The 20,193-nt window shown below is 72.2% G+C and carries 17 protein-coding genes; 10 read left to right on the top strand and 7 right to left on the bottom strand.

Going from position 1 to position 20,193, the window contains the following annotated elements:
• Positions 1 to 43: 43 nt before the first annotated feature.
• The gene (locus ABXS86_RS00385) at positions 44 to 2,632 is read left to right on the top strand and encodes a LuxR C-terminal-related transcriptional regulator (protein ID WP_353665263.1); all 2,589 of its coding nucleotides are present in this window, start codon (positions 44 to 46) and stop codon (positions 2,630 to 2,632) included.
• Between the two features lie 34 nt (positions 2,633 to 2,666).
• Here the strand turns inward: ABXS86_RS00385 and ABXS86_RS00380 are convergent, their stop codons facing one another.
• Positions 2,667 to 3,842 carry a MarP family serine protease gene (locus ABXS86_RS00380; protein ID WP_154096365.1) on the bottom strand — a complete coding sequence of 392 codons (1,176 nt, stop codon included), beginning with the start codon at positions 3,840 to 3,842 and terminating at the stop codon, positions 2,667 to 2,669.
• A gap of 510 nt (positions 3,843 to 4,352) precedes the next feature.
• Between ABXS86_RS00380 and ABXS86_RS00375 the strand changes: the two genes are divergently transcribed.
• The 6 genes from ABXS86_RS00375 to ABXS86_RS00350 are packed head-to-tail and all read left to right on the top strand — an operon-like array spanning position 4,353 to position 10,855.
• Positions 4,353 to 5,078, top strand: a complete 726-nt coding sequence (locus ABXS86_RS00375) for an NUDIX hydrolase (RefSeq protein ID WP_373459171.1) — start codon at positions 4,353 to 4,355, stop codon at positions 5,076 to 5,078.
• A gap of 12 nt (positions 5,079 to 5,090) precedes the next feature.
• Positions 5,091 to 6,422: a quinolinate synthase NadA gene (gene nadA, locus ABXS86_RS00370; RefSeq protein WP_353665262.1), complete on the top strand. Its 1,332-nt coding sequence runs from the start codon at positions 5,091 to 5,093 to the stop codon at positions 6,420 to 6,422.
• A complete protein-coding gene (gene nadB, locus ABXS86_RS00365; RefSeq protein WP_353665261.1) occupies positions 6,419 to 7,984 on the top strand; it encodes an L-aspartate oxidase in 1,566 nt (521 codons plus the stop codon). Before nadA ends, nadB begins: the two co-directional genes overlap by 4 nt.
• Positions 7,978 to 8,835 (top strand): carboxylating nicotinate-nucleotide diphosphorylase, encoded by an 858-nt coding sequence (nadC, locus tag ABXS86_RS00360; RefSeq protein WP_307212214.1) that lies wholly within the window; start codon positions 7,978 to 7,980, stop codon positions 8,833 to 8,835. Before nadB ends, nadC begins: the two co-directional genes overlap by 7 nt.
• The gene (locus tag ABXS86_RS00355) at positions 8,832 to 9,962 is read left to right on the top strand and encodes a cysteine desulfurase family protein (RefSeq protein WP_353665260.1); all 1,131 of its coding nucleotides are present in this window, start codon (positions 8,832 to 8,834) and stop codon (positions 9,960 to 9,962) included. Before nadC ends, ABXS86_RS00355 begins: the two co-directional genes overlap by 4 nt.
• A complete protein-coding gene (locus ABXS86_RS00350; RefSeq protein WP_353665259.1) occupies positions 9,959 to 10,855 on the top strand; it encodes a glycosyltransferase family 2 protein in 897 nt (298 codons plus the stop codon). Before ABXS86_RS00355 ends, ABXS86_RS00350 begins: the two co-directional genes overlap by 4 nt.
• 204 nt (positions 10,856 to 11,059) lie before the next feature.
• Here the strand turns inward: ABXS86_RS00350 and ABXS86_RS00345 are convergent, their stop codons facing one another.
• A complete protein-coding gene (locus tag ABXS86_RS00345; RefSeq protein WP_307214084.1) occupies positions 11,060 to 12,997 on the bottom strand; it encodes an ABC transporter ATP-binding protein in 1,938 nt (645 codons plus the stop codon).
• A gap of 208 nt (positions 12,998 to 13,205) precedes the next feature.
• Here ABXS86_RS00345 and ABXS86_RS00340 point away from each other — a divergent pair, with 208 nt between their 5' ends.
• Positions 13,206 to 14,744 carry an MDR family MFS transporter gene (locus ABXS86_RS00340; protein WP_353665258.1) on the top strand — a complete coding sequence of 513 codons (1,539 nt, stop codon included), beginning with the start codon at positions 13,206 to 13,208 and terminating at the stop codon, positions 14,742 to 14,744.
• Positions 14,745 to 14,880: 136 nt separating this feature from the next.
• Here the strand turns inward: ABXS86_RS00340 and ABXS86_RS00335 are convergent, their stop codons facing one another.
• Positions 14,881 to 15,018: a hypothetical protein gene (locus ABXS86_RS00335; protein WP_307212226.1), complete on the bottom strand. Its 138-nt coding sequence runs from the start codon at positions 15,016 to 15,018 to the stop codon at positions 14,881 to 14,883.
• 147 nt (positions 15,019 to 15,165) lie between these two features.
• On the opposite strand from ABXS86_RS00335, the gene ABXS86_RS00330 reads away from it, so the two are divergent.
• Positions 15,166 to 15,714, top strand: coding sequence for a type 1 glutamine amidotransferase domain-containing protein (locus tag ABXS86_RS00330; RefSeq protein ID WP_144835217.1), 549 nt, complete (start codon positions 15,166 to 15,168; stop codon positions 15,712 to 15,714).
• A gap of 166 nt (positions 15,715 to 15,880) precedes the next feature.
• Here ABXS86_RS00330 and ABXS86_RS00325 read toward each other — a convergent pair whose 3' ends face one another.
• Both ABXS86_RS00325 and ABXS86_RS00320 read right to left on the bottom strand, forming a co-directional pair.
• Positions 15,881 to 16,696, bottom strand: a complete 816-nt coding sequence (locus tag ABXS86_RS00325; RefSeq protein ID WP_353665257.1) for a DNA-formamidopyrimidine glycosylase family protein — start codon at positions 16,694 to 16,696, stop codon at positions 15,881 to 15,883.
• 13 nt (positions 16,697 to 16,709) lie between these two features.
• Positions 16,710 to 18,125, bottom strand: a complete 1,416-nt coding sequence (locus ABXS86_RS00320) for a flotillin family protein (RefSeq protein WP_307212234.1) — start codon at positions 18,123 to 18,125, stop codon at positions 16,710 to 16,712.
• Between the two features lie 173 nt (positions 18,126 to 18,298).
• Here ABXS86_RS00320 and ABXS86_RS00315 point away from each other — a divergent pair, with 173 nt between their 5' ends.
• Complete coding sequence (locus ABXS86_RS00315; RefSeq protein ID WP_144835224.1) at positions 18,299 to 18,709, top strand: glucose-6-phosphate dehydrogenase; 411 nt, start codon at positions 18,299 to 18,301, stop codon at positions 18,707 to 18,709.
• 58 nt (positions 18,710 to 18,767) lie between these two features.
• Here the strand turns inward: ABXS86_RS00315 and ABXS86_RS00310 are convergent, their stop codons facing one another.
• Positions 18,768 to 19,736, bottom strand: a complete 969-nt coding sequence (locus tag ABXS86_RS00310; protein ID WP_353665256.1) for an aldose 1-epimerase family protein — start codon at positions 19,734 to 19,736, stop codon at positions 18,768 to 18,770.
• Positions 19,737 to 19,876: 140 nt separating this feature from the next.
• Positions 19,877 to 20,047: a CsbD family protein gene (locus tag ABXS86_RS00305; RefSeq protein WP_074697048.1), complete on the bottom strand. Its 171-nt coding sequence runs from the start codon at positions 20,045 to 20,047 to the stop codon at positions 19,877 to 19,879.
• Positions 20,048 to 20,193 lie beyond the last annotated feature (146 nt).

Raw genomic sequence — 20,193 nt, 5'->3', positions numbered from 1 at the left:
TTGCGCCGACCGTCCTCCGCCGCACGGCATACTGATCGACGTGATGAGCGCGGGTGCCCCCGGCGGCGACGGGGCCGCCCTCCTCGCCGATGACATCGTCGCCGGTCGAGGCCGCGCCTGGCTCGTCGAGGGGGTTCCCGGTGCCGGCGCGACGCGCCTGGCCGGGCGCATCGCCGACCTGCTCGATGGACGAGGCTTCGACGTCGTGCGCACCTCCGCGATGCCGGAGCTCAGCGGCATCCCGCTCGCCGCCCTTCTCCCCCTGGTCTCGCGCGATCCCGGCGGAGACGTCGACGAGCAGCCCGCGCACCGCCTGCAGCGCGTGACGACCCGACTCGCGGGCACCGCGAAGACCACGGTCCTCCTGATCGACGGAGCCGCCTGGCTCGACGTGGTCTCGGCTGCGGCCGTTCACCAGCTCGTCCGCTCGTACGGCGTGCGCGTGCTGCTGACGGCCCGCATCGGCCAGCCCCTGCCCGCAGCCCTCCGACGCCTCGGTGATGAGGGACTGCTCGAACGCCTCGGAGTCCCGGCCCCGACCGAAGACGAGGCGGTCGCGCTCATCGAGCGGGTCGTCGGCCGCCGCGTCGCGGCCCCGAGCCTCGTCGCCCTGCTCGATCGGGCCGGCACGCACCCCCTGTTCCTGGCGCTTCTCGCCGAGCAATCGCTGCGTTCGGGACTCGCCCGCCCGACTCCGCTCGGCGTGGACCTGGGCCGCCCGGCGCCACCGAACCGCCTGCGCGAACTCGTCGCGGACTGGGCGGATCTCGTCCCCGACGCGCATCGGGAACAGCTCGCGCTGCTCTCGGTCGCAACCGTCCTCCCCCGCGACGTCCTCCCCGAAGAGAGCGTCGCGGCCCTCACCGAGGCGGGGCTCGCCATCGGCACCCCCGACCGCGTGCGGATCGTCACCCCCCTCGTGGGCGAGGCGATCACCGAACGGATGCCGATCGACCGGCGCCGCGCCCGCGCAGCCCGCGCCGCAGAACTGCTGGCCGGTCACGACGACGCGGAGAGCCGGGTGACGCGCGTCGTCCTCACCCTCGACGACGAGACGCCCCCGCCCACCGCCGAGCTCGCCTGGGCCGCCCGCACCTGCACCGCGATGGGGCATCACGCGCGCGCCGTCTCGCTGGGCTCGCGGGCGCTGCAGCTGGCCACCGAGCGCGAGGAGCCGGTACCGGTCGACGCGGTGATCCTGCGCGGGGAGTCGCTCTGGTTGCTCGGTCGGCACGACGACGCCGATGTGGCGATGCAGTCAGCCGTGGAGGTCGCCGACGACGACGCCTCTCTCGCGCTCGCCGCCTCGCGCGCCGGTTCGTACTGGTCGCTGCGCCGGCAGGATCCGCCGCGCGCGTACCGCGTGACCGGCGACGCTCTCGAGCGGCTCGACGACCGCGAGGCGAAGGCGTTCCTATCCACCAGCATGACGAAGTGGCGCATCATGCTCGGCGACCTGCCGAGCGACCCCCTCGCCGGCGGTCGACTCGGCGCAGACAGCGCGGGTGCGGCCGTCGCGTCGCTCGATCCGATGCTGTCGACCGCGCTCGCCGCGTGTCTCGCGGGCGACACGGCCACGGCACGCGCGGCGATCGCCACCGGACGCCCCTACGCGCAGGCCGCACTCGCCGTCATCCGGCACGCGGAAGAGCTCTTCGACTACGCCGAGGCGTTCGCCGACTGCGCGGACGGCGACCTCGCGACAGCGCGCGACTCCTTCCGCGCGCACGCCGGGCACCGCGTCAGCGAGGCGATCGGGATCTGGACGCTCGGCGTCGCGTGGACCTCCTTCATGCAGGGCGATGCCGACGGCGCTCTCGTCCACGCCCGCGAGGCGACGCACGAGCTTGCGTGGCGCGACCTGCTCGCCTTCGAAGGCCTCGCGATCGGCACCCGCGCCACGATCGCCGCGTGGCTCGGCCGTCCCGACGAGGCCCAGGAGTGCCTCGCCCGCCTGACCCCCGGAATGCGCGCCCTCGTCATCACCGACCTCGAAGCGGCCCAGGCCGAGTCGTGGCTCGCGTTCCGCGCGGGAGAGCCGTCGCCCGCCGCGGCGGTCGAGCGCGCCGTCGAGGCCGCCGAGGGGCGGCACCACGACTGGTGGCTCGCCCTGTCGGCGCTGAGCGCCATCCGCATGGGCCAGCCCTCGGCGGTGTGCGCGGTGCTGCGCCGCCTGCCCGCCCGGCACACGGGAGCCACGGTGCGCCTCATCCTCGCCTACGGAGACGCGCTCGAGCAGGGCGATCCCTCCGCTCTCGTCGCGGCTGCGCAGGGACTCGAGACGGCCGGTTTCCTCGCGGCCGCCTACGACGCGGCCCGCCAGACCCTCGCCCTCGGTGCGCACCCCGACGCGGCATCCGCCGCCCGTCTCGCCCGCGTGATCGTCACGCGCGTCGGCGCCGTGCTCTCCCCCGCCCCCGCGGCGCGATCGGGCATCGCCGACCTGCTCACCGCGCGCGAGTGGGCGGTGGCCAGCGTCGCGGCCACCCGCGCCCGCAATCGCGAGATCGCCGAGAGTCTGGGCCTCTCGCACCGCACGGTCGAGAACCACCTGGCCGCCGTGTACCGCAAGCTCGGCGTGAGCGGGCGCGACGAACTGCGAGAAGTCGTCGCCGCGGCCGCGACCGCCTGACCCTCCGGGTCGTCCGCCGCGCGAAGCGGCGCCGCTACTCCCGCGTGCAGGTCCCGGATGCCACGGGCGTCGACAACGCGTCGATCTGGGCCATCACCGGCTCGAGCTCGGCGGGGGTCATGGCGTAGCCGACGTTGTCGTCGGTGTCGGAGCGGGCGAACACGATGCCCGCGACCTGGCCGTCGGTGGTGAGCAGGGGCCCGCCGGAGTTGCCGGGGCGCACGATGCCGGCGATCGCGTAGATGTCACGGGGAGCGGAGCTGTCGTCGTAGATGTCGGGGACCGGGACCGTGCCTTCGGAGATCACCTGGGCGCTGCCCGAGGTGAACGGACCGCCACCGGGGTAGCCCTGCACGACGGCGGGCGAACCCACGGCGAGCGCCGACGAGATCGGCAGGGCCCGCGCGTCGAGCTGGTCGACAGAGACCACCGCGATGTCGTCGATCGGGTCGAAGTAGACCACGCGGCCTTCGCGCGCCGGCTGGCCGGGCAGTTCGACCAGGGGCGCGTCGACGCCCGCGACCACGTGGGCGTTGGTGACCACGCGGTCGTCGGCCACGACGAAGCCCGACCCGCTCGAGGTGACACCGCAGGCGTAGGCCGTACCCGAGACGCGAGCGACCGACTGCGCGGCCTGAGTGAGCGCGGGGTCGTCGAGGGCGATCGAGGGCGTGGTGGGAACGGGCCCGATCTGGATGAGGTCGGGGAAGCGCGGAATGCCCCCGGCGAACACCTGACCGCGCAGGTCGCCGAGAGCCGTGCGCACCGGCGGCGGGGTGAGGTCGTCAATCGTGCGGACGACGACCGACGAGCCAAGGGCCGCCGACACGACCGGCAGGCCCACGGGGGTGAGCGCGCCCGCGACGAACGAGATGACGAGGCTGGCCGCGGCGACGTTGACCACCCCGCCCAGCAGCCGCTCGGGGACGCGCAGCTTGATGCGATCGGCGCCGCGGCGGAAGAAGCTGCCGACGCTGCCGCCGAGGAACGCGCCGAGGAACAGCAGAAGGGTGCCCGCGGCGATCATCGCCGGTCCGCGCCACGAGGGGTCGGTGACCCACTGACCGACGAACGGCGTCGCCCAGTACGCGGCGAGCGCACCGAGCGCGAGGCCGGCGAAGAAGCCGATGGTGGCGAGGAAGCCCCGCGAGAGGCCTGAAACGAGCGCGATCGCCAACAGGACGATCAGGGCGATGTCGACGATCGGCATCCGGACCTCCTGAATCCCTTCGAGGCTAGGACGCGCATCTGAGAGAACCCTTTCGACGCGCGGGGCCGGCGCGGCCGGGCGGTGCGGCCGGACGGTGCGGCCGGCGCTGGCCCGGGGCGTCGAAAGTGGCCCCGGGGCGCGGAAAGTGGCCCCGGGGCCACGCCGCGCACCCCACCTGAGCGCGCAACCTGCCCCCAACCCGCGCTCGGCGCCGGAACCCCGGCCACCGTCACATCGGGGCGTCGAAAGTGGCCCCGGGGCGCGGAAAGTGGCCCCGGGGCCACGCCGCGCACCCCACCTGAGCGCGCAACCCGCCCCCAACCCCGCGCTCGGCGCCGGAACCTCGGCCACCCGTCAGATAGGGGCGCCGGGAGTGGCCCCGGGGCGCGGAAAGTGGCCCCGGGGCCACGCCGCGCACCCCACCCCTCCCCTCCCTCGCTCGTGCCCGCCGCCAGAATTCGCCCTTCGAGTCGGAATGACACTAAGATCGTTCTCGGAGATATGGTCACCATGACACGAACCCCTCAGCCCGAGTCCCGCGACGCCGATGTGCGCGTCGCGGTGTCGACCGTGATCTTCAGCGTGCGCCGCGACGCCGACGACGAACCCGTCCTCTCGCTCCCGCTGGTCCGCCGCACGCGCGACCCCTTCGACGGACGATGGGCGCTGCCCGGCGGCTGGCTCGACGCGACCGAAGAGCTCGACGCCGCGGCATCCCGAACCCTCGCCGAGACCACCGGCCTCACCCCCAGCTACCTCGAGCAGCTGTATGCGTTCGGGGCGGTCGACCGCTCCCCCACGCGCGTCGTCTCGATCGTGTACTGGGCGCTGCTGCGCTCCGACGAGGTCGACGCCCAGGTGGCCGCGCACGCCCGCGAGGGCGACGCCCCCGAGAACGTCGAGTGGTTCGACGCGACCGATCTGCCGACCCTCGCCTTCGACCACAACGACATCGTCGAGTACACGCTGTGGCGCCTGCGCAACAAGGTCGGCTACAGCCGCATCGCGCACGGCCTGCTGCCCGACGAGTTCACGCTCGCCGACCTCCGCGAAGTGACCGAGTCGATCCTCGGCAAGCGCCTCGATCCGGCGAACTTCCGCCGCCAGGTCGACACGTCCGACACCCTCATCCCGACCGAGCGCTTCCGCACTGGAAGCCACCGACCCGCCCGCCTCTACCGCTACAACCGCGACGTGGAGCTCGCCGACCGCGGCCCGCTCCCGTCCCGTCACTGATCGGAAACGCCCATGTCCGCCACCCCTCTCACCCTGCAGCCCCGCCCCGCGATCGACCCCAGCGTCGATCACGCGATCCAGGCGATCGTCTCGGGCGCCTCGACCGATGCGACCTGCACGACCGACCTCGCCGTCGGCCCCTGGGACTTCGACACGCGCCCCGGCTACGGCCCCGGCTCGTCGATGGGCGACGTCATCCCCACCGGGGCGCCGCGCCAGGGCGAATTGCCGCAGGAGTACCGCGACGCGTCCGACGACGAGCTCGACGCCCGCGTCCGCGCGGCGAAGGAGACGCTCGGCGACCGGGTGGTCGTGCTCGGGCACTTCTACCAGCGCGAAGAGGTCGTGCGTCACGCCGATTACGTGGGCGATTCGTTCCAGCTCGCGAACGCCGCCAAGGAGCGGCCCGAGGCCGAGGCGATCGTGTTCTGCGGCGTGCACTTCATGGCCGAGACCGCCGACCTGCTGTCGCGCCCCGACCAGGCCGTAATCCTGCCGAACCTGGCCGCGGGCTGCTCGATGGCCGACATGGCCGACATCGACCAGGTCGAGGAGTGCTGGGAACAGCTCGAAGACGTGCTCGGAGACCTCGAGACGCCGGATGCCGAGGGCCTGGTCCCCGTGATCCCGGTGACCTACATGAATTCCTCCGCCGCCATCAAGGGCTTCGTCGGTCGTCACGGCGGCATCGTCTGCACCTCGTCGAACGCGCGGACGGTGCTCGAGTGGGCGTTCGCGCGCGGCCGTCGCGTGCTGTTCTTCCCCGACCAGCACCTGGGCCGCAACACCGCCAAGGCGATGGGCGTGCCCCTCGAGCAGATGCCGATGTGGAACCCACGCAAGCCGCTCGGCGGCTCGACGGCCGAGGTGATCGAAGACAGCCGCGTGATCCTCTGGCACGGCTTCTGCTCGGTGCACCGCCGTTTCACCGTCGACCAGATCGACAAGGCCCGCGCCGAGCACCCCGGCGTGCGCGTGATCGTGCACCCCGAGTGCCCGATGGACGTCGTCGACGCCGCCGACGAAGCGGGTTCGACCGACATCATCCGCAAGGCCATCGCCGCGGCGACCGAGCCCACGACCTTCGCGGTCGGCACCGAGATCAACCTCGTGCAGCGTCTGGCCGCCCAGTACCCGCAGCACGAGATCTTCTGCCTCGACCCCGTCGTCTGCCCCTGTTCGACCATGTACCGCATCCACCCCGGATACCTGGCCTGGGTGCTCGAGTCGCTCGTCGCGGGCGAGGTCGTCAACCGCATCACAGTGCCGGCCGACGTCGCCGAGCCCGCGACTGTCGCTCTCGAGCGCATGCTCGCGGCCAAGCCGAACGGCGCGGTGAAATGATCACCGTCGTCGTGGTGGGCAGCGGCATCGCCGGTCTCACGGCGGCGCTGCACGCGGCCGAGAGCGGATGCCACGTCACGGTCGTGACCAAGGGCGCGCTGCCCGACACCAACACGCGGTGGGCGCAGGGCGGGATCGCGGCGGTCACCTCCCCCGCCGACACCGTGGCCTCGCACGCCGCCGACACGCTGACCGCCGGCGCGGGACTGAACGATCCGGATGCCGTGGACGTGCTGGTCGGCGAGGGCCCGGCCCGCATCGCCGAGCTCGTCGAGCGGGGCGTGGACTTCGATCGCGCCCCCGACGGCGACTTCTCGCGCGGGCTGGAGGCGGCCCACGCGGTGGCGCGCGTCCTGCACGCGGGCGGCGACGCGACGGGAGCGGCGATCCAGGCCGCTCTCGGGGCGGCGGTCCGGGCCTCGGGTGTCGAGCTGCGCGAGCACGCGCTGCTGCGCGACCTGCTGCTCGCGAACGGCCGCGTCGTCGGCATCGAACTCGACGGAGGCGAGCGCCTCACCGCCGATGCGGTGATCCTCGCGACCGGCGGGGCGGGTCAGTTGTACGCCCACACCACCAACCCGTTGGGCGCGACCGCCGACGGCATCGCCGCGGCGATCCGCGCGGGCGCCGCGGTGGCCGATCTCGAGTTCGTGCAGTTCCACCCCACGGCCCTCGCCGTGGGCGCGCCCTTCCTCGTGTCGGAGGCCGTGCGCGGAGAGGGCGCGACCCTCGTCGACGACGCCGGCCGCCGCTTCGCGTTCGATGCCCACCCCGACGGCGAGCTCGCCCCGCGCGACGTCGTGGCCCGCGCCAACGCGCGCGCGATGGCCGCGCAGGGCGGTCGCCCCGTGCGCCTGGATGCCACCGCCATCGGCGGCGAGCGCCTCGCCCAGCGCTTCCCCATGATCGACGCCGCCGTGCGCGGACGGGGTCTCGACTGGGGCCGCGAGCCGATCCCGGTGACCCCCGCCGCGCACTACCTGATGGGCGGGGTCGTCACCGACCTCGACGGGCGCAGCACCGTGCCCGGGCTCTACGCGGTCGGCGAGACCGCCCGCACGGGCGTGCACGGAGCCAACCGCTTGGCCTCGAACTCCCTGCTCGAGGGAGCCGTGTTCGGCGCGCGCGCCGGAGAGGCGGTGGCCCGCGACACGATCTGGCCCGTCGCACCCGTCGCGCCCGTGCCCCTTCAGGAGGTTCCGGATGCCGCGGCCCCGCCCTTCACGCGCGCAGCGCTGCAGCAGCTGATGTGGACCGACGCGGGGCTCATGCGCGATGCCGCGGGACTCACCCGTGCCGCCGGCATCCTCGCCGCGTGGCGTGCAGCCGACGCCGCCCCCGGGGGCGAAGACGCCAACCTCCTCCTCGTCGCCTCGCACGTGGTCGACGCGGCGCTGCGGCGCACGGCATCCGTGGGCGCGCACTTCCGTTCCGACGCCACCACGCCCGCTCCCACCGTCGATGCCCCCGTGGCCGACGCCGCCGCGCGCATCGCCGCACCCGCCCGCGCGACCGCCGTCGCGGCATCCGCCCCCTCCCCCTCGAAGGTCCTCGCATGCTGAGCCGTTCCGCCATCGACCGTGTCGTCACCGCCGCTCTCGAGGAAGACGCTCCGTGGGGCGACCTCACGAGCGAGACCCTCATCCCCGAGAACGCCGTCGCCCGCGCGGAGCTCGTGGCGCGGGTCGAGGGCGTGTTCAGCGGCGCCGCGGTGTTCGCCGCCGCCTTCACCCTCACCGACCCCTCGACCTCCGTCGTGCAGCGCGTCGCCGACGGCGAGCGCTTCGCCCCCGGTGACACGCTCGCGGTGGTCACCGGTCCCGCCCGCGCGGTGCTGACCGCCGAGCGCATCGGGCTCAACTTCGTGCAGCGCATGTCGGGCATCGCGACCCTCACCGCCCGCTACGTCGCCGAGGTCGCCCACACCGGCGCGCGCATCGTCGACACGCGCAAGACCACGCCCGGCCTGCGCGCGATCGAGCGGCAGGCCGTGCGCGACGGCGGCGGTCACAACCACCGCTTCTCACTGTCGGATGCCGTGATGGCCAAGGACAACCACCTCGCCGTGCTCACCGCTCAGGGTCTGTCGGTGACTCAGGCCCTCGAGAGCGCGATCGCGCGGCTCCCCCACACCACCCACGTCGAGGTCGAGGTCGACCGCCTCGAGCAGATCGACGCGGTGCTCGCGGCCGGGGTCGGCACGATCATGCTCGACAACTTCTCGCTCGACGACCTGCGTACCGGTGTCGCCCGCATCGCCGGCGCCGCGCAGGTGGAGGCCTCCGGGGGTGTCACGCTCGAGACCGTCCGCGCGATCGCCGAGACCGGCGTCGACGTCATCTCGGTCGGAGCGCTCACGCACTCGGCATCCGCCCTCGACCTCGGGCTCGACATCCGCATCGAGACGGCGTGAGCCTCTACCTCGACAACGCCGCCACCACCCCCGTGCGCCCCGAGGTGCTCGAGGCCATGACCCCGTACCTCACCCGCTACTTCGGCAACCCGTCGAGCCATCACGAGGTGGGTGAGGCCGCGGCATCCGCCCTCGACGACGCCCGCCGTCGCGTCGCCTCGGTGCTGGGCATGCGTCCCGGAGACGTGCTGTTCACCTCGGGCGGCACCGAGTCGAACAACGCCGCGATCAAGGGGATCGTGCTGGGGTCGGGACGCCGGCATCTCGTGACCACGGCGATCGAGCACGAATCGGTGCTCGCCTCTGCCGACTACCTGCATCGCCTGCACGGCGTCGAGGTCGCCCACGCTCCCGTCGACGAGACGGGGACGCTGACCCCCGACGTCCTCGCCGCAGCGCTGCGTGACGACACGGCCCTCGTGTCGGTGGGCTACGCCAACAACGAGATCGGCACGGTGCAGGACGTCGCGGCGCTCGCCACCGTCGCGCACGCCCGCGGAGTGCCCTTGCACCTCGACGCCGTGCAGGCTGCGGGGTGGCTGCCGCTGTCGGGGACGGGGGCGGATGCCGTGACCATCGCCGGACACAAGATCGGCGCCCCGAAGGGCACGGGCATCCTCGCGGTGCGCGGACGCCTCCCGTTCGAGCCGCTGCTGCACGGCGGAGGGCAGGAGCGCGGGCGCCGCTCGGGCACCCCCGACGTCGCCGGAGCCGTGGGGATCGCGACCGCCCTCACCCTCGCCGAAGCCGAGAGGGCCGAAGAGGCCGCCCGTGTCGGCGCCCTGCGCGACGCCTTCGTCGCCCGGGTGCTCGCCCTCGTGCCGACCGCCCGCGTGACGGGTCACCCCGCGCATCGCCTCCCCGGCACGGCGAGCTTCGTGTTCCCCGGCACCAACGGCGAGACCGTGCTGCTCGAGCTGGAACGGCACGGCATCGTGTCATCGAGCGGATCCGCGTGCGCGGCAGGCAGCGGCGAAGCCTCGCACGTGCTGCTCGCGATCGGCGTCGACCACGACGAGGCCCGCACCGCCGTGCGTTTCACGCTGCCGCACGGCCTCACCGCTTCTCTCGATGACGTGGCGGATGCCGTCGCCGCCGCCGTCACCGCCGTAGGATCGCGCGGATGAGTTCCACCGCCGTCACCGTCATCGTCCCGGGCTTCGACGTCGCCGAGTACGCGCAGGAGGCCCTCGACTCCCTCCGCGCGCAGACGCACCCGCACTGGACGGCCGTGCTCGTCGACGACGGCTCCACCGACGACACCACCCGCCTGTTCGCCGACGCCGAGGCGGACGACCCGCGCTTCCGCTTCGTGCGCCACGACGAGCAGCGCGGACTCGGCGCCGCCCGCAACTCCGGCCTCGCACTCGTCGAGACGCCCTACACCGCGTTCCTCGACGCCGACGACGTGCTGCGCCCCGACGCCCTCTCGCGCCTGGCCGACACGCTCGACCGCACCGGCAGCGCCTTCGTCGTGGGGGCGTACGTGCGTTTGCGTCCGGATGCCGAGGGCCCCGGCTACACCGCAGGCGAGGTGCAACCGTGGGTGACGGCCGCCACCGACCCGGCGCGCGAGGGCGTCTCGCTGGATCAGCACCCCGCGGCATCCGGGAACATCGTCGCGTGGTCGAAGCTCAGCCGCACCGACTTCTGGCGCGAGCACGACCTGCGCTTCCCCGAGGGCCGCTACTACGAAGACCAGGTGCTCGCGCAGCGCATGTACACCCTGGCGCCCGCCTTCGACACGATCCCCGACGTGGTGGTCGAGTGGCGCCAGCGGCGCGACGGCGGCTCGATCACGCAGCGCCTCGGTGAGGTCGACGTACTGCGCGACTACCTCGAAGCCCTCGGCGAGGGGATCGCGGTGCTGCGCGCCGCGGGAGCCGACGCGGCCGTGCGCGAACGCGGGGCGCTGATCCGCACGCTGGACCTGCCACCGCTCGAGCGCCTCGCCGAGACGCACCTCGACCCGGCGTACCGCATCGCGCTCGAGTCGTTCACGGCGACGCTGCCCGGCTGACGCGCGGCCCGGCTCGGCGGGTGCCGCGCCCGCAGGGGTCCCTCGCGCGAGGTGGCTGAGCTTGTCAAAGCCACCGTGGCCCATCGTGGCACCGCGCCGCCGGGGTCGCGACACGGGCGTGGGTTCCTCGCGCAAGGTGGCTGAGCTTGTCGAAGCCACCGTGACCGCTCGCGACGCGACCGCCGGCCTGTGCGGCGACGCGCGTCAGGCGGGAGCCTCGTCGGCGCGACGCGAGGGCAGGGCTGCGCGGGCGAGACCCGCAGCGTCGAGCTGCTCTTCCGCCAGCACGAACGAGGAGGCCAGCTGCTCGGCGGCGAGGCTCGCGTACAGGCCGCCCTGGGCCAGCAGTTCGCTGTGCGTTCCCGATTCGACGATGCGGCCGGCATCCACCACGTGGATCTGATCCGCGCCGATCACCGTCGACAGGCGGTGCGCGATCGACAGAGTCGTGCGGCCGTGCGACGCCGTCTCGAGGGCCTCTTGCACGATGCGCTCCGACACGGTGTCGAGGGCGCTCGTCGCCTCGTCGAGCAGCAGCACCGGCGGGTCCTTCAGCAGCACGCGCGCGATGGCGATGCGCTGCTTCTCGCCGCCCGAGAGGCGATAGCCGCGTTCGCCCACGACCGTGTCGTACCCGGCCTCGAACGACGAGATGACGTGGTGGATGTTCGCCGCACGGCAGGCGGCCTCGATCTCGTCGTCGGTCGCGTCGGGGCGGGCGTAGCGAAGGTTCTCGCGAACGGTGGCGTGGAAGAGGTAGGTCTCCTGCGAGACGATGCCGATCTCGTCGATGATCGACGCGCGGTCGAGGGTGCGCACGTCGGCGCCCGAGAACATGACGGCCCCGCCACTGGCCTCGTACATGCGCGGGGTGAGGTACAGGATCGTCGTCTTGCCCGCACCGGACGGGCCGACGAAAGCGACGTGCTGACCGGGCTCGACCGTGAACGAGACGCCGTCGAGCGTCGGACGCGCCTGTTCGGGGGCGTCGGGGTAGCGGAACTCGACGTCGCGGAACTCGATCCGCCCGACCGGCCCGGGCGCCGCCGACACCGGCTTCGCGTCGGGCACGTCGACGATCGCGGGACGCAGGTCGAGGTACTCGAAGATGCGGGCGAACAGCGCCGACGAGGTCTGCACGTCGAGCGCGACGCGCATGAGGCCCATGAGCGGCATGAGCAGGCGCGCCTGGACGGTGGTGAAGGCCACGATCGTGCCGGCGGTGATCGCTCCGGCTCCCCCGCCGATGAGGTAGCCCGAGACGAGGTAGATGATCGCCGGGACGCTCGACATGATGACCTGGACGACGGCGAAGAAGCCCTGACCGCTCATGGCCCGACGCACCTGCAGGTGCACCTGGTTGTCGTTCTCGGCGTCGAAGCGCGCCGACTCGGTGCGCTGGCGGTTGAACGACTTCGACAGCAGGATGCCGCTGACGCTCAGCGTCTCCTGCGTGATGGCCGACAGCTCCGACAGCGACTCCTGCGTCTCGCCGGCGATGCGAGCGCGCACCTGCCCGACGCGGCGCTGCACGAAGATGAGGAACGGCATGAGCGCGACCGCGATGAGGGTCAGGCGCCAATCGATGAGGATCATCGCCACCAGCGAGGCGATCACCGTCACCGCGTTGCCGAGGATGCTCGTGACCGTGTTGGTCAGCACCCCCGAGACCCCGCCCACGTCGTTCTGCAGACGGGACTGGATGACGCCGGTCTTGGTGCGGGTGAAGAAGCCGAGCTCCATCGACTGCAGGTGGTCGAACAGACGGGTGCGCAGGTCGCCGGTCACCCGGTTGCCGACCGTGGCGGTGAGCCACGTCTGAGCGACGTTGAGCCCCGCCGAGAAGAGGAACAGCACGATCATGATGCTGACGAGCGTCGCGAGCAGCCGCAGATCGGGACTCGAGCCGTCGACGGGGAAGAGCGCGTCGTCGAAGATGCGCTGAACGAGCAGCGGAGGGATCACGGCCACGGCGGCACCGACGACCACCAGCACGGCGGTCCAGACGATGCGCCACCGGTAGGGCCGGAAGAGCTCGACCACGCGACGACCGAGGTTCGCGACCTCCGGTGCCTGCGCGTTGCGGCGACGCTGCGACTCGGCGTCCACGCCGCGGAACATGCTCCCGCCCATCGCGCCCATGCTCATGCGGGCCAGCCTACGTCCGACCACCGACACCGGCTCGCGAGGCCTCGATGTCGGAGCCTCTCGATAGACTCGGCGCGCCCGCCGCGGCATCCGGAACGAGAAATGTCTCGATGTCGGAATATCCCGCCGTCGGCCGCCGTTGCCTTCCCTGCAGTCGCCCGCGTGGCGCCACGAAGCCCCCCGTCTCGAAAAGGACCTCGTCATGGCCACCACCGGCACCGTCCCCGTCTCCCGGCCGAACTCCGCGCCCACTCCGGAGGCCTCGTCGCACCGCTCGGGCCCGGTGATCGCCCTGCTCGTCGTCGCCGCGTTCGTCGTCATCCTCAACGAGACGACGATGTCGGTGGCGCTCCCCGCGATCATGGCCGACTTCGGCGTGAGCGCCGCGACCGGTCAGTGGTTGACGTCGGCGTTCCTGCTGACGATGGCCGTCGTCATCCCCTTGACCGGCTTCCTCCTCGAGCGCTTCCCGATCCGCAACGTCTTCTTCGCCGCGATGGGGGTGTTCGCGGTGGGCACGCTCGTCGCCGCGATCGCGCCGGCGTTCGGGGTGCTGCTCGTGGGTCGCATCATCCAGGCGATGGGCACGGGCGTGATGATGCCTCTGCTGTTCACCACCGTGTTGAACCTGGTCCCCGCGAACAAGCGCGGCCGCGTGATGGGCGTCGTCACGATCGTCATCGCCGTCGCCCCCGCGGTCGGCCCGACGGTCTCCGGCCTCATCCTGTCCGCGCTCACCTGGCACGCCATCTTCTGGCTCATCCTCCCCATCGCCCTCGTGGCCATCGCGCTCGGCGCTCGGTGGGTCCGCAACGTCACCCAGACCCGTCCCGACGCACGATTCGACGTGCTCTCCGTGGTCCTGTCGGCGATCGGCTTCGGCGGTCTGGTCTACGGCCTCAGCGCGATCGGAGAATCGGCATCCGGACATGCGTCCGTCCCGGTGTGGATCCCCCTCGCCGTCGGCGCGGTCTTCGTCACCGTCTTCGTGATCCGTCAGCTGCGTCTGCAGCGCTCGGATGCCGCCCTGCTCGACCTCCGCGTGTTCCAGAGCCCCTCGTTCCGACTCGCGGTCCCGCTGGTCGCGATCGTGATGGCCGCGCTGTTCGGCTCGCTCATCCTGCTGCCCATCTTCCTGCAGCAGGCACTCGGCCTCTCCAGCCTCACCGTCGGCCTCATGCTGCTTCCGGGCGGCGTGCTCATGGGTGTCATGGCGCCGATCGTCGGCCGCCTCTTCGACCGTTTCGGGCCGACCCCCCTCGTCATCCCCGGCATGGTCATCGCGGCCGTCGTGCTGTGGACGATGGCACTCACCTTCGACCAGAGCACCCCTATCTGGTGGATCGTCACCGTGTACCTCGGGCTGAATCTCGGACTCGGACTCGTCTTCACCCCGCTGATGACCTCGGCGCTGGGCTCGCTCCCCCGTCGGCTGTACTCGCACGGCAGTGCCGTGGTGGGCACGGCTCAGCAGGTCGCGGGAGCCGCAGGCACAGCCGGTTTCGTCGCGATCATGACCGTGTTCTCGAGCACCGCCCTCGCCGGGGGCGCCGATCAGCCCGGGGCCGTCGCGTCGGGCGTGCACGTGTCGTTCCTCGTCGGCGCGGTCATCGCCACCGCGGCGGTGATCCTCGCGTGCTTCGTCCGCAAGCCCGCTGAGGCGGAGGAGTCGGACGCTCCGGTCGTCGCGCACTTAGGCGGATTCGAGGCGGACTCAAACCCGTCTCGGAGTCGCCGCTGACACGCGAAGCGGCGCCGCCAGCACGACGAAGCGCCGCGGCATAACTAAGGCGTCGCCTCGTACACGCGCGAGCCGCACTGTTTACACGACGGAGCGCGACAGACCGCCCCGTCTCAGCTAGCGCGTCAGCGCCGGATCAGATCGAGCAGGAACCGCCGCCGCAGCACTGCGAGGCGGAGGGCTTGTCGTCGTCGGTCTCGACAGCGGGCGCATTCAGCAGCGTGATCAGCGGCTTGGATGCGACGGCCGTGTCGGACGTGGGTTCACCGGACATGCGCTCGATCCTACGCCTGCGCGAGAGCACGAGGGCCGCCGCGCGGGACTACCGCCGCCTCGCGGCATCCGCAACCCCCGCCTCGCCCGCCGCGGCCGTTCCTAGCGTAGGAAACGCCCCCGATCCACAACAAGAGAGGCGTTCGACATGACCGATCTCAGCGGAAAGCGCATCGCGTTCCTGGCCACCGACGGATTCGAAGACAGCGAGCTCACCAGCCCGTGGGAGGCCGTGACCTCCGCCGGGGCGGAGGCCGTGCTCGTCTCCCCGAACGACGGCAGCATCAGTGGCGAGAAGGGTCACGAGCAGAAGGTCGACCTCTCGGTCTCCGGTGCCTCTGCGGGCGACTTCGACGCCCTCGTCCTCCCCGGCGGCGTGCAGAACGCCGACGACATCCGCATCGTGAAGGACGCCGTGTCGTTCACCCGTGGCTTCTTCGACCAGCACAAGCCGGTCGCCGTCATCTGCCACGGCGGATGGATCCTCACCGAAGCCGACGTGCTGAAGGGCCGCACGCTCACCAGCTACCCGACGCTGCAGACCGACCTGCGCAATGCCGGCGCCACCTGGGTCGACGAAGAGGTGCACGTCGACCAGGGCCTGGTCTCGAGCCGCAACCCCGACGACCTGCCCGCGTTCAACGCGAAGCTCGTCGAAGAGGTCGCCGAGGGGAAGCACTCCGGCCAGACGGCCTGAACTCCCCCGTTGACGAGGGCCCCGGACTCCGGTCCGGGGCCCTCGCTCGCGTGAGGGGTCAGACCGTGTCGCCGAGCCGTGCGCCAGGCGACACTTCTCGACCCCTCATGCGCGGGAGGACGGGCAGGCGGGCCGAGCCACGCGCCAGGCGACAGTTCACCACCCCTCACGCGGAGGAGGACTGGCACGCGGGGCACCACTGCCCGCCGCCCTTGGAGCCGGGGATGTCCTCGACCACGCCGCCGCAGCCCGGACAGGCCTCGCCCGTACGCCCGTGCACCTGCATCGCGGCGACCTTCGCGGCCTTCTGCTCGGCGATCGGCACTCCCCGCCGCGCGAGCACGGCCGCGGTCAGGGTGTCGTGAAGGGCTGCATGCAGCCGGGTGATCTCGTCGGCGCTCAGGCTCGACGCGTGCGCCGTCGGGTCCAGCCGCGCCGCGAACAGGATCTCGTCGGAGTACGCGTTGCCGATCCCGGCCAGCGTCTCCTGCTCCTGCAGGAGGGCCTTCAGTTGCTTGCGCCGACCGCCGAGCGCGGTCACGAGCATGTCGCGCGAGAACGCCGGGTCCGCGGCATCCGGACCCAGCTTCGCCACCGCGGGCACCTCATCGGCGGCGTCGACCACGTGCAATTGCACCGAGAGCCATTCACCGGCGTCGGTGATGCCCAGGATGCCGTCATCGAACGCGATCCGCGCGATCACCGCGGCCGCGGAGTCGACCTCTGCGGCCCCCGCCTCCTGCCAGGTCGCCCACCCCGCCCGGCCGAAGCCGAGCGCGAGGTGCACCCCGTCGAGGTCGAGGTCGATGTGCTTGCCGAACCGCGTGACCGCGGTCACCCGCCGGCCGATCAGCTCGGCGAGGGGACGGGCACGCGTCTTAAGCGCCCGCCCTTCGACGAGGTCGACCCCGACGACCTCGTGACCGATGAGGCGCTCGCGCAGGAACAGCGCGAGCGCCTCGACCTCGGGTGCCTCGGGCATGTCGGCGCTGCTCTCAGGCTCCGGGCTCGGATGCCGTGGGGGCGGTCGACGGCACCGGAGACGCGGGCGTGGTGCCGGTGGCGGCCGGCCGCTGCGTCGACTCGGCGAAGGCGTCGGCCATCGCGCGGCCCTGGATGATCTGCGTCAGGTCGATGCCGGTGGCGGCCTTCACGGCCTCGAACGACGAACGCAGGCCCGTCGCCGACTCGGTCGCGAGGTGACCGCTGGCCCCCTCGCCGCCGAGCACGGTGATGTTCCCGACGCGGTCATAGCCCTTGGCGAACTCCGCCATCATCGGCACCAGCGACTCGAGGGCGCGCTGGGCGAGCAGGGCCTCCTGGTTGTGCGACAGGGCCTCGGCCTCGGCGCGGATCGCCTCGGCACGGGCCTCACCGGCGAGGCGCACCGACTGCGCGTCGGCTTCAGCGCGCACGCGCACGGCGGCGGCTTCCTGCTCGGCGATCTGCGCGCGGGCCTGGGCGGCCTTGATCTGCGCGTACGAGTCGGCGTCGGCGTCCTTCTGACGCTGGTAGAGGTCGGCGTCGGCGACGCGGTTGACCTCGGACTCGAGGCGCGCCTGCGTGTTCTGGGCCTCTTGCTCGAGGACGGCCTGGCGACGCTCGGCGCGGGCGAGGGCTTCGGCCTGCTCGGCCTCGGCGTTGGCACGGCCGACCTCGGCCTTGGCCGCGGCGCTGTTCTTGTCGAGCTTGGTCTGCTCGATCAGGTTGGCCTCGTCGGTGGCGATCTGGCGGGCGCGGATCTCGCGCACGGCGTTGATGCGGGCGACCTCGGCCTCGCGCTTCACGCGCTCGACCTCGGTGGCGCCGAGCGCCGAGATGTACCCGTTGCTGTCGGTGACGCCCTGAATCTGGAACGAGTCGAGGATGAGGCCCTGCGACGACAGGTCGCCCTTGATGCCCTCGGCGATCTGGTCCGACAGGCGCTGACGATCGCGCATCAGCTCCTCGACGGTCAGCGTCGCGACGACGCCGCGCAGCGCACCCTCGAGCTGCTCGGTCGTGAACTGCTCGATCGCCTTGTCCTGCGAGGCGAAACGCTCGGCCGCGCGGCGCACCTGATCCGGGTCGGATCCGATCTTCACCAGGGCCACACCGCTGACGTTGACCGTGACGCCGTTCGACGACTGCGCGGTGGGCTCCATCTTGATCTGCCGGGCCCGCAGCGAGATCATCTCGCCGCGCTGGGTGAGCGGGTTGACGATGGCTCCCCCGCCGGTGATCACCGTGATGCGCGACGACTCGCCGTCGGCGCCCTTCTGCCGCTTTCCGACGATGACCAGGGCTTCGTCGGCCTTGGCGACGCGGTACCAGCCGCGGACGACGAGGGCCAGGACCAGGATTACGACGATCGCGACCACCACGACGACGACGACGATCAGTCCGACTGCTCCGAGAGCGGCGAGTTCCATGCTTCTCCTTCGACGGGTGCCGCCGACGACGGCACGGGGGAATTGCCTCCAACCTATCCGGGGGGCTCCGGCCGCTGTCCACCCCATCCGCGCACGATCGCGTCCCCCGACGGGCGGCCGGGAGCGTACCGTTGAAGGTGAGGCGGCCCGAACCGCCCGAAGAAGGGTCCCCCATGAAGATCGTCTCGTCGCAGGACTGGCGCGATGCCATCCGCTTCGATGTCCCCGTGCTGGTCGCCGACGTCGTTCCGGGCGAAGCCACCCGCTGCGTCGCGTGCGGTGCCGACGGCCCCCTGTACGACCGCACCGAGCTGTGGGCGGTGAAGCACCAGCACCCCAAGCACCACGGCGGCTTCGTCCGCTTCTACTGCGAGGCGCACAAGCCGGCCGCTCCCCCGCCGCCGCCCGCGCCGACCATCGAGGCCCGACGCGCGCGGGCCGCGTCCGCCCCGAAGGAGCGTCGCACCCCGAGCTCGAAGCCGATGCTGATCACCGACCGCCCGACGCGCACGATGTGCCCCGACTGCTTCGTCGAGGTCTCGGTCGGCGGCGACTGCGGCATGTGCGGCGCCCAGGTCGTCTGACCGCCTGAACGAGAGAACCGCCCCGGATCACTCCGGGGCGGTTCTGTCGTTCGTGGGCTCAGCGGGCCGAGATGGTCCAGCCGGCCTCGTGCGAGGCACCGGGGTCGAGCGAGACGACGCCGGTGGCGAAGTCGTACGCGTCGTCGTTGAACGCATCGGGCGCGCACGTCATCGGTTCCACGGCGAGGCCGGCGCGGTGTCCGGGCGTGCCGGGACCGGCCGGGAGGTCTGCGGTGTGGATCTGCACCCACGCGCAGTCCGCGCCCCAGCTCATGGCCACGCCCGTGCCCGACGGGTCGGTGAGCGTGACGGTCGTGCGGGCACCGGCATCCGGGAGCAGACCCGTGTAGGCGTGGTCGATCTCCACGGCGCCGAGCACTCGCGGTTCGCGGAAGTCGAATCGCTCGGCGTCGGAGGTGACGGATGCCAGGGCCACCGGCGCCAGACGGTCGGGCGTGACCTCGAGCACGGTGTCGGCCGGCAGACCGAGGGTCCACTCGTCGAGGGTCGCCGGTCCCGCGACGAGGTACGGGTGCGGTCCGGTGCCCCACGGAGCGGGGGTGTCCGACAGGTTGGTGGCGCGCACGATCTGCGTGAGGCCGTCGGCATCCAGCGAGAACGTCGTCGAGACGACGACCCACCACGGGTAGCCGGCCTGCGCGGTGATCGTCGCGACGAGGGTGACGGAGTCGTCGGTCGCCTCGCGGACGTTCCAGTCGACCCACGACAGCAGTCCGTGCAGGGCGTGGCCGCGGTTCGGCTCGGTGAGGGGCAGCTGGTGCTCGACGCCGTCGAAGTGATGGATGCCGTCGACGACGCGGTTCGGCCACGGCGCGAGCGTCGTGCCGCGGTAGGCGGGACGCAGTTCGTCGGCGGCGAAGGGGACGACGAGGTCGCGGCCGTCGAAGGTGAGGGAGCGGAGGGAGGCGCCCACGCTCGCGATCGCGGCTTCGTAGCCGTGGGCGCGCAGGACGACGGGGGTGCCCGAGACGAGCGTGGGCGTCTCGGTGGGAACGACAGCGGTCATGTCGACATTATCCCGGTCGGCCCCGCTCCCGCCCGCCACGGGGCGCGCCGTGGCGGGCACCGCCCGGGTCGGCGCGATGTCGTCCGAAAAGACGAAGTGCCCCCACCCGCGAGGGGTGAGGGCACTTCGGGGAGGGCGACTTACTTGAAGGCGTCCTTGACGTTCTCGCCGGCCTGCTTGGCGTGGGCCTTGGTCTGGTCAGCCTGACCTTCGGCCTCGAGGCGCTCGTTGTCCGTCGCCTTGCCAGTGGCTTCCTTCGCCTTGCCAGCGATGTTTTCCGCGGCGTTCTTGATCTTGTCGTCGAGTCCCATGTCGGCTCCTCCCTGTGGTCTTCGGGAATCTCCCGATGTGCGTACACGGTAAGTCGCCGACCTTCACCCGCCAGGGGGCTTGATATTCATCTCGCCGTGAGGCACTGCTGCGGGCTAGGTTCGAAGAATGCACCGGGGGGAAGCAG

The sequence above is a fragment of the Microbacterium sp. che218 genome, from assembly GCF_040436305.1.
Taxonomy (GTDB): domain Bacteria; phylum Actinomycetota; class Actinomycetes; order Actinomycetales; family Microbacteriaceae; genus Microbacterium; species Microbacterium algihabitans.
Note: the sequence above shows the minus strand (reverse complement) of the source record. Positions and strands in the feature narration are given on the sequence as shown.

Excerpts from the sequence above, each read along its gene's own strand:
- ABXS86_RS00385 (WP_353665263.1), top strand. The coding sequence starts at position 44 with ATGAGCGCGGGTGCCCCCGGCGGCGACGGGGCCGCCCTCCTCGCCGAT.
- ABXS86_RS00380 (WP_154096365.1), bottom strand. The coding sequence starts at position 3,842 with ATGCCGATCGTCGACATCGCCCTGATCGTCCTGTTGGCGATCGCGCTC.
- ABXS86_RS00375 (WP_373459171.1), top strand. The coding sequence starts at position 4,353 with ATGACACGAACCCCTCAGCCCGAGTCCCGCGACGCCGATGTGCGCGTC.
- nadA (WP_353665262.1), top strand. The coding sequence starts at position 5,091 with ATGTCCGCCACCCCTCTCACCCTGCAGCCCCGCCCCGCGATCGACCCC.
- nadB (WP_353665261.1), top strand. The coding sequence starts at position 6,419 with ATGATCACCGTCGTCGTGGTGGGCAGCGGCATCGCCGGTCTCACGGCG.
- nadC (WP_307212214.1), top strand. The coding sequence starts at position 7,978 with ATGCTGAGCCGTTCCGCCATCGACCGTGTCGTCACCGCCGCTCTCGAG.
- ABXS86_RS00350 (WP_353665259.1), top strand. The coding sequence starts at position 9,959 with ATGAGTTCCACCGCCGTCACCGTCATCGTCCCGGGCTTCGACGTCGCC.
- ABXS86_RS00345 (WP_307214084.1), bottom strand. The coding sequence starts at position 12,997 with ATGGGCGCGATGGGCGGGAGCATGTTCCGCGGCGTGGACGCCGAGTCG.
- ABXS86_RS00340 (WP_353665258.1), top strand. The coding sequence starts at position 13,206 with ATGGCCACCACCGGCACCGTCCCCGTCTCCCGGCCGAACTCCGCGCCC.
- ABXS86_RS00335 (WP_307212226.1), bottom strand. The coding sequence starts at position 15,018 with ATGTCCGGTGAACCCACGTCCGACACGGCCGTCGCATCCAAGCCGCTG.
- ABXS86_RS00330 (WP_144835217.1), top strand. The coding sequence starts at position 15,166 with ATGACCGATCTCAGCGGAAAGCGCATCGCGTTCCTGGCCACCGACGGA.
- ABXS86_RS00325 (WP_353665257.1), bottom strand. The coding sequence starts at position 16,696 with ATGCCCGAGGCACCCGAGGTCGAGGCGCTCGCGCTGTTCCTGCGCGAG.
- ABXS86_RS00320 (WP_307212234.1), bottom strand. The coding sequence starts at position 18,125 with ATGGAACTCGCCGCTCTCGGAGCAGTCGGACTGATCGTCGTCGTCGTC.
- ABXS86_RS00315 (WP_144835224.1), top strand. The coding sequence starts at position 18,299 with ATGAAGATCGTCTCGTCGCAGGACTGGCGCGATGCCATCCGCTTCGAT.
- ABXS86_RS00310 (WP_353665256.1), bottom strand. The coding sequence starts at position 19,736 with ATGACCGCTGTCGTTCCCACCGAGACGCCCACGCTCGTCTCGGGCACC.
- ABXS86_RS00305 (WP_074697048.1), bottom strand. The coding sequence starts at position 20,047 with ATGGGACTCGACGACAAGATCAAGAACGCCGCGGAAAACATCGCTGGC.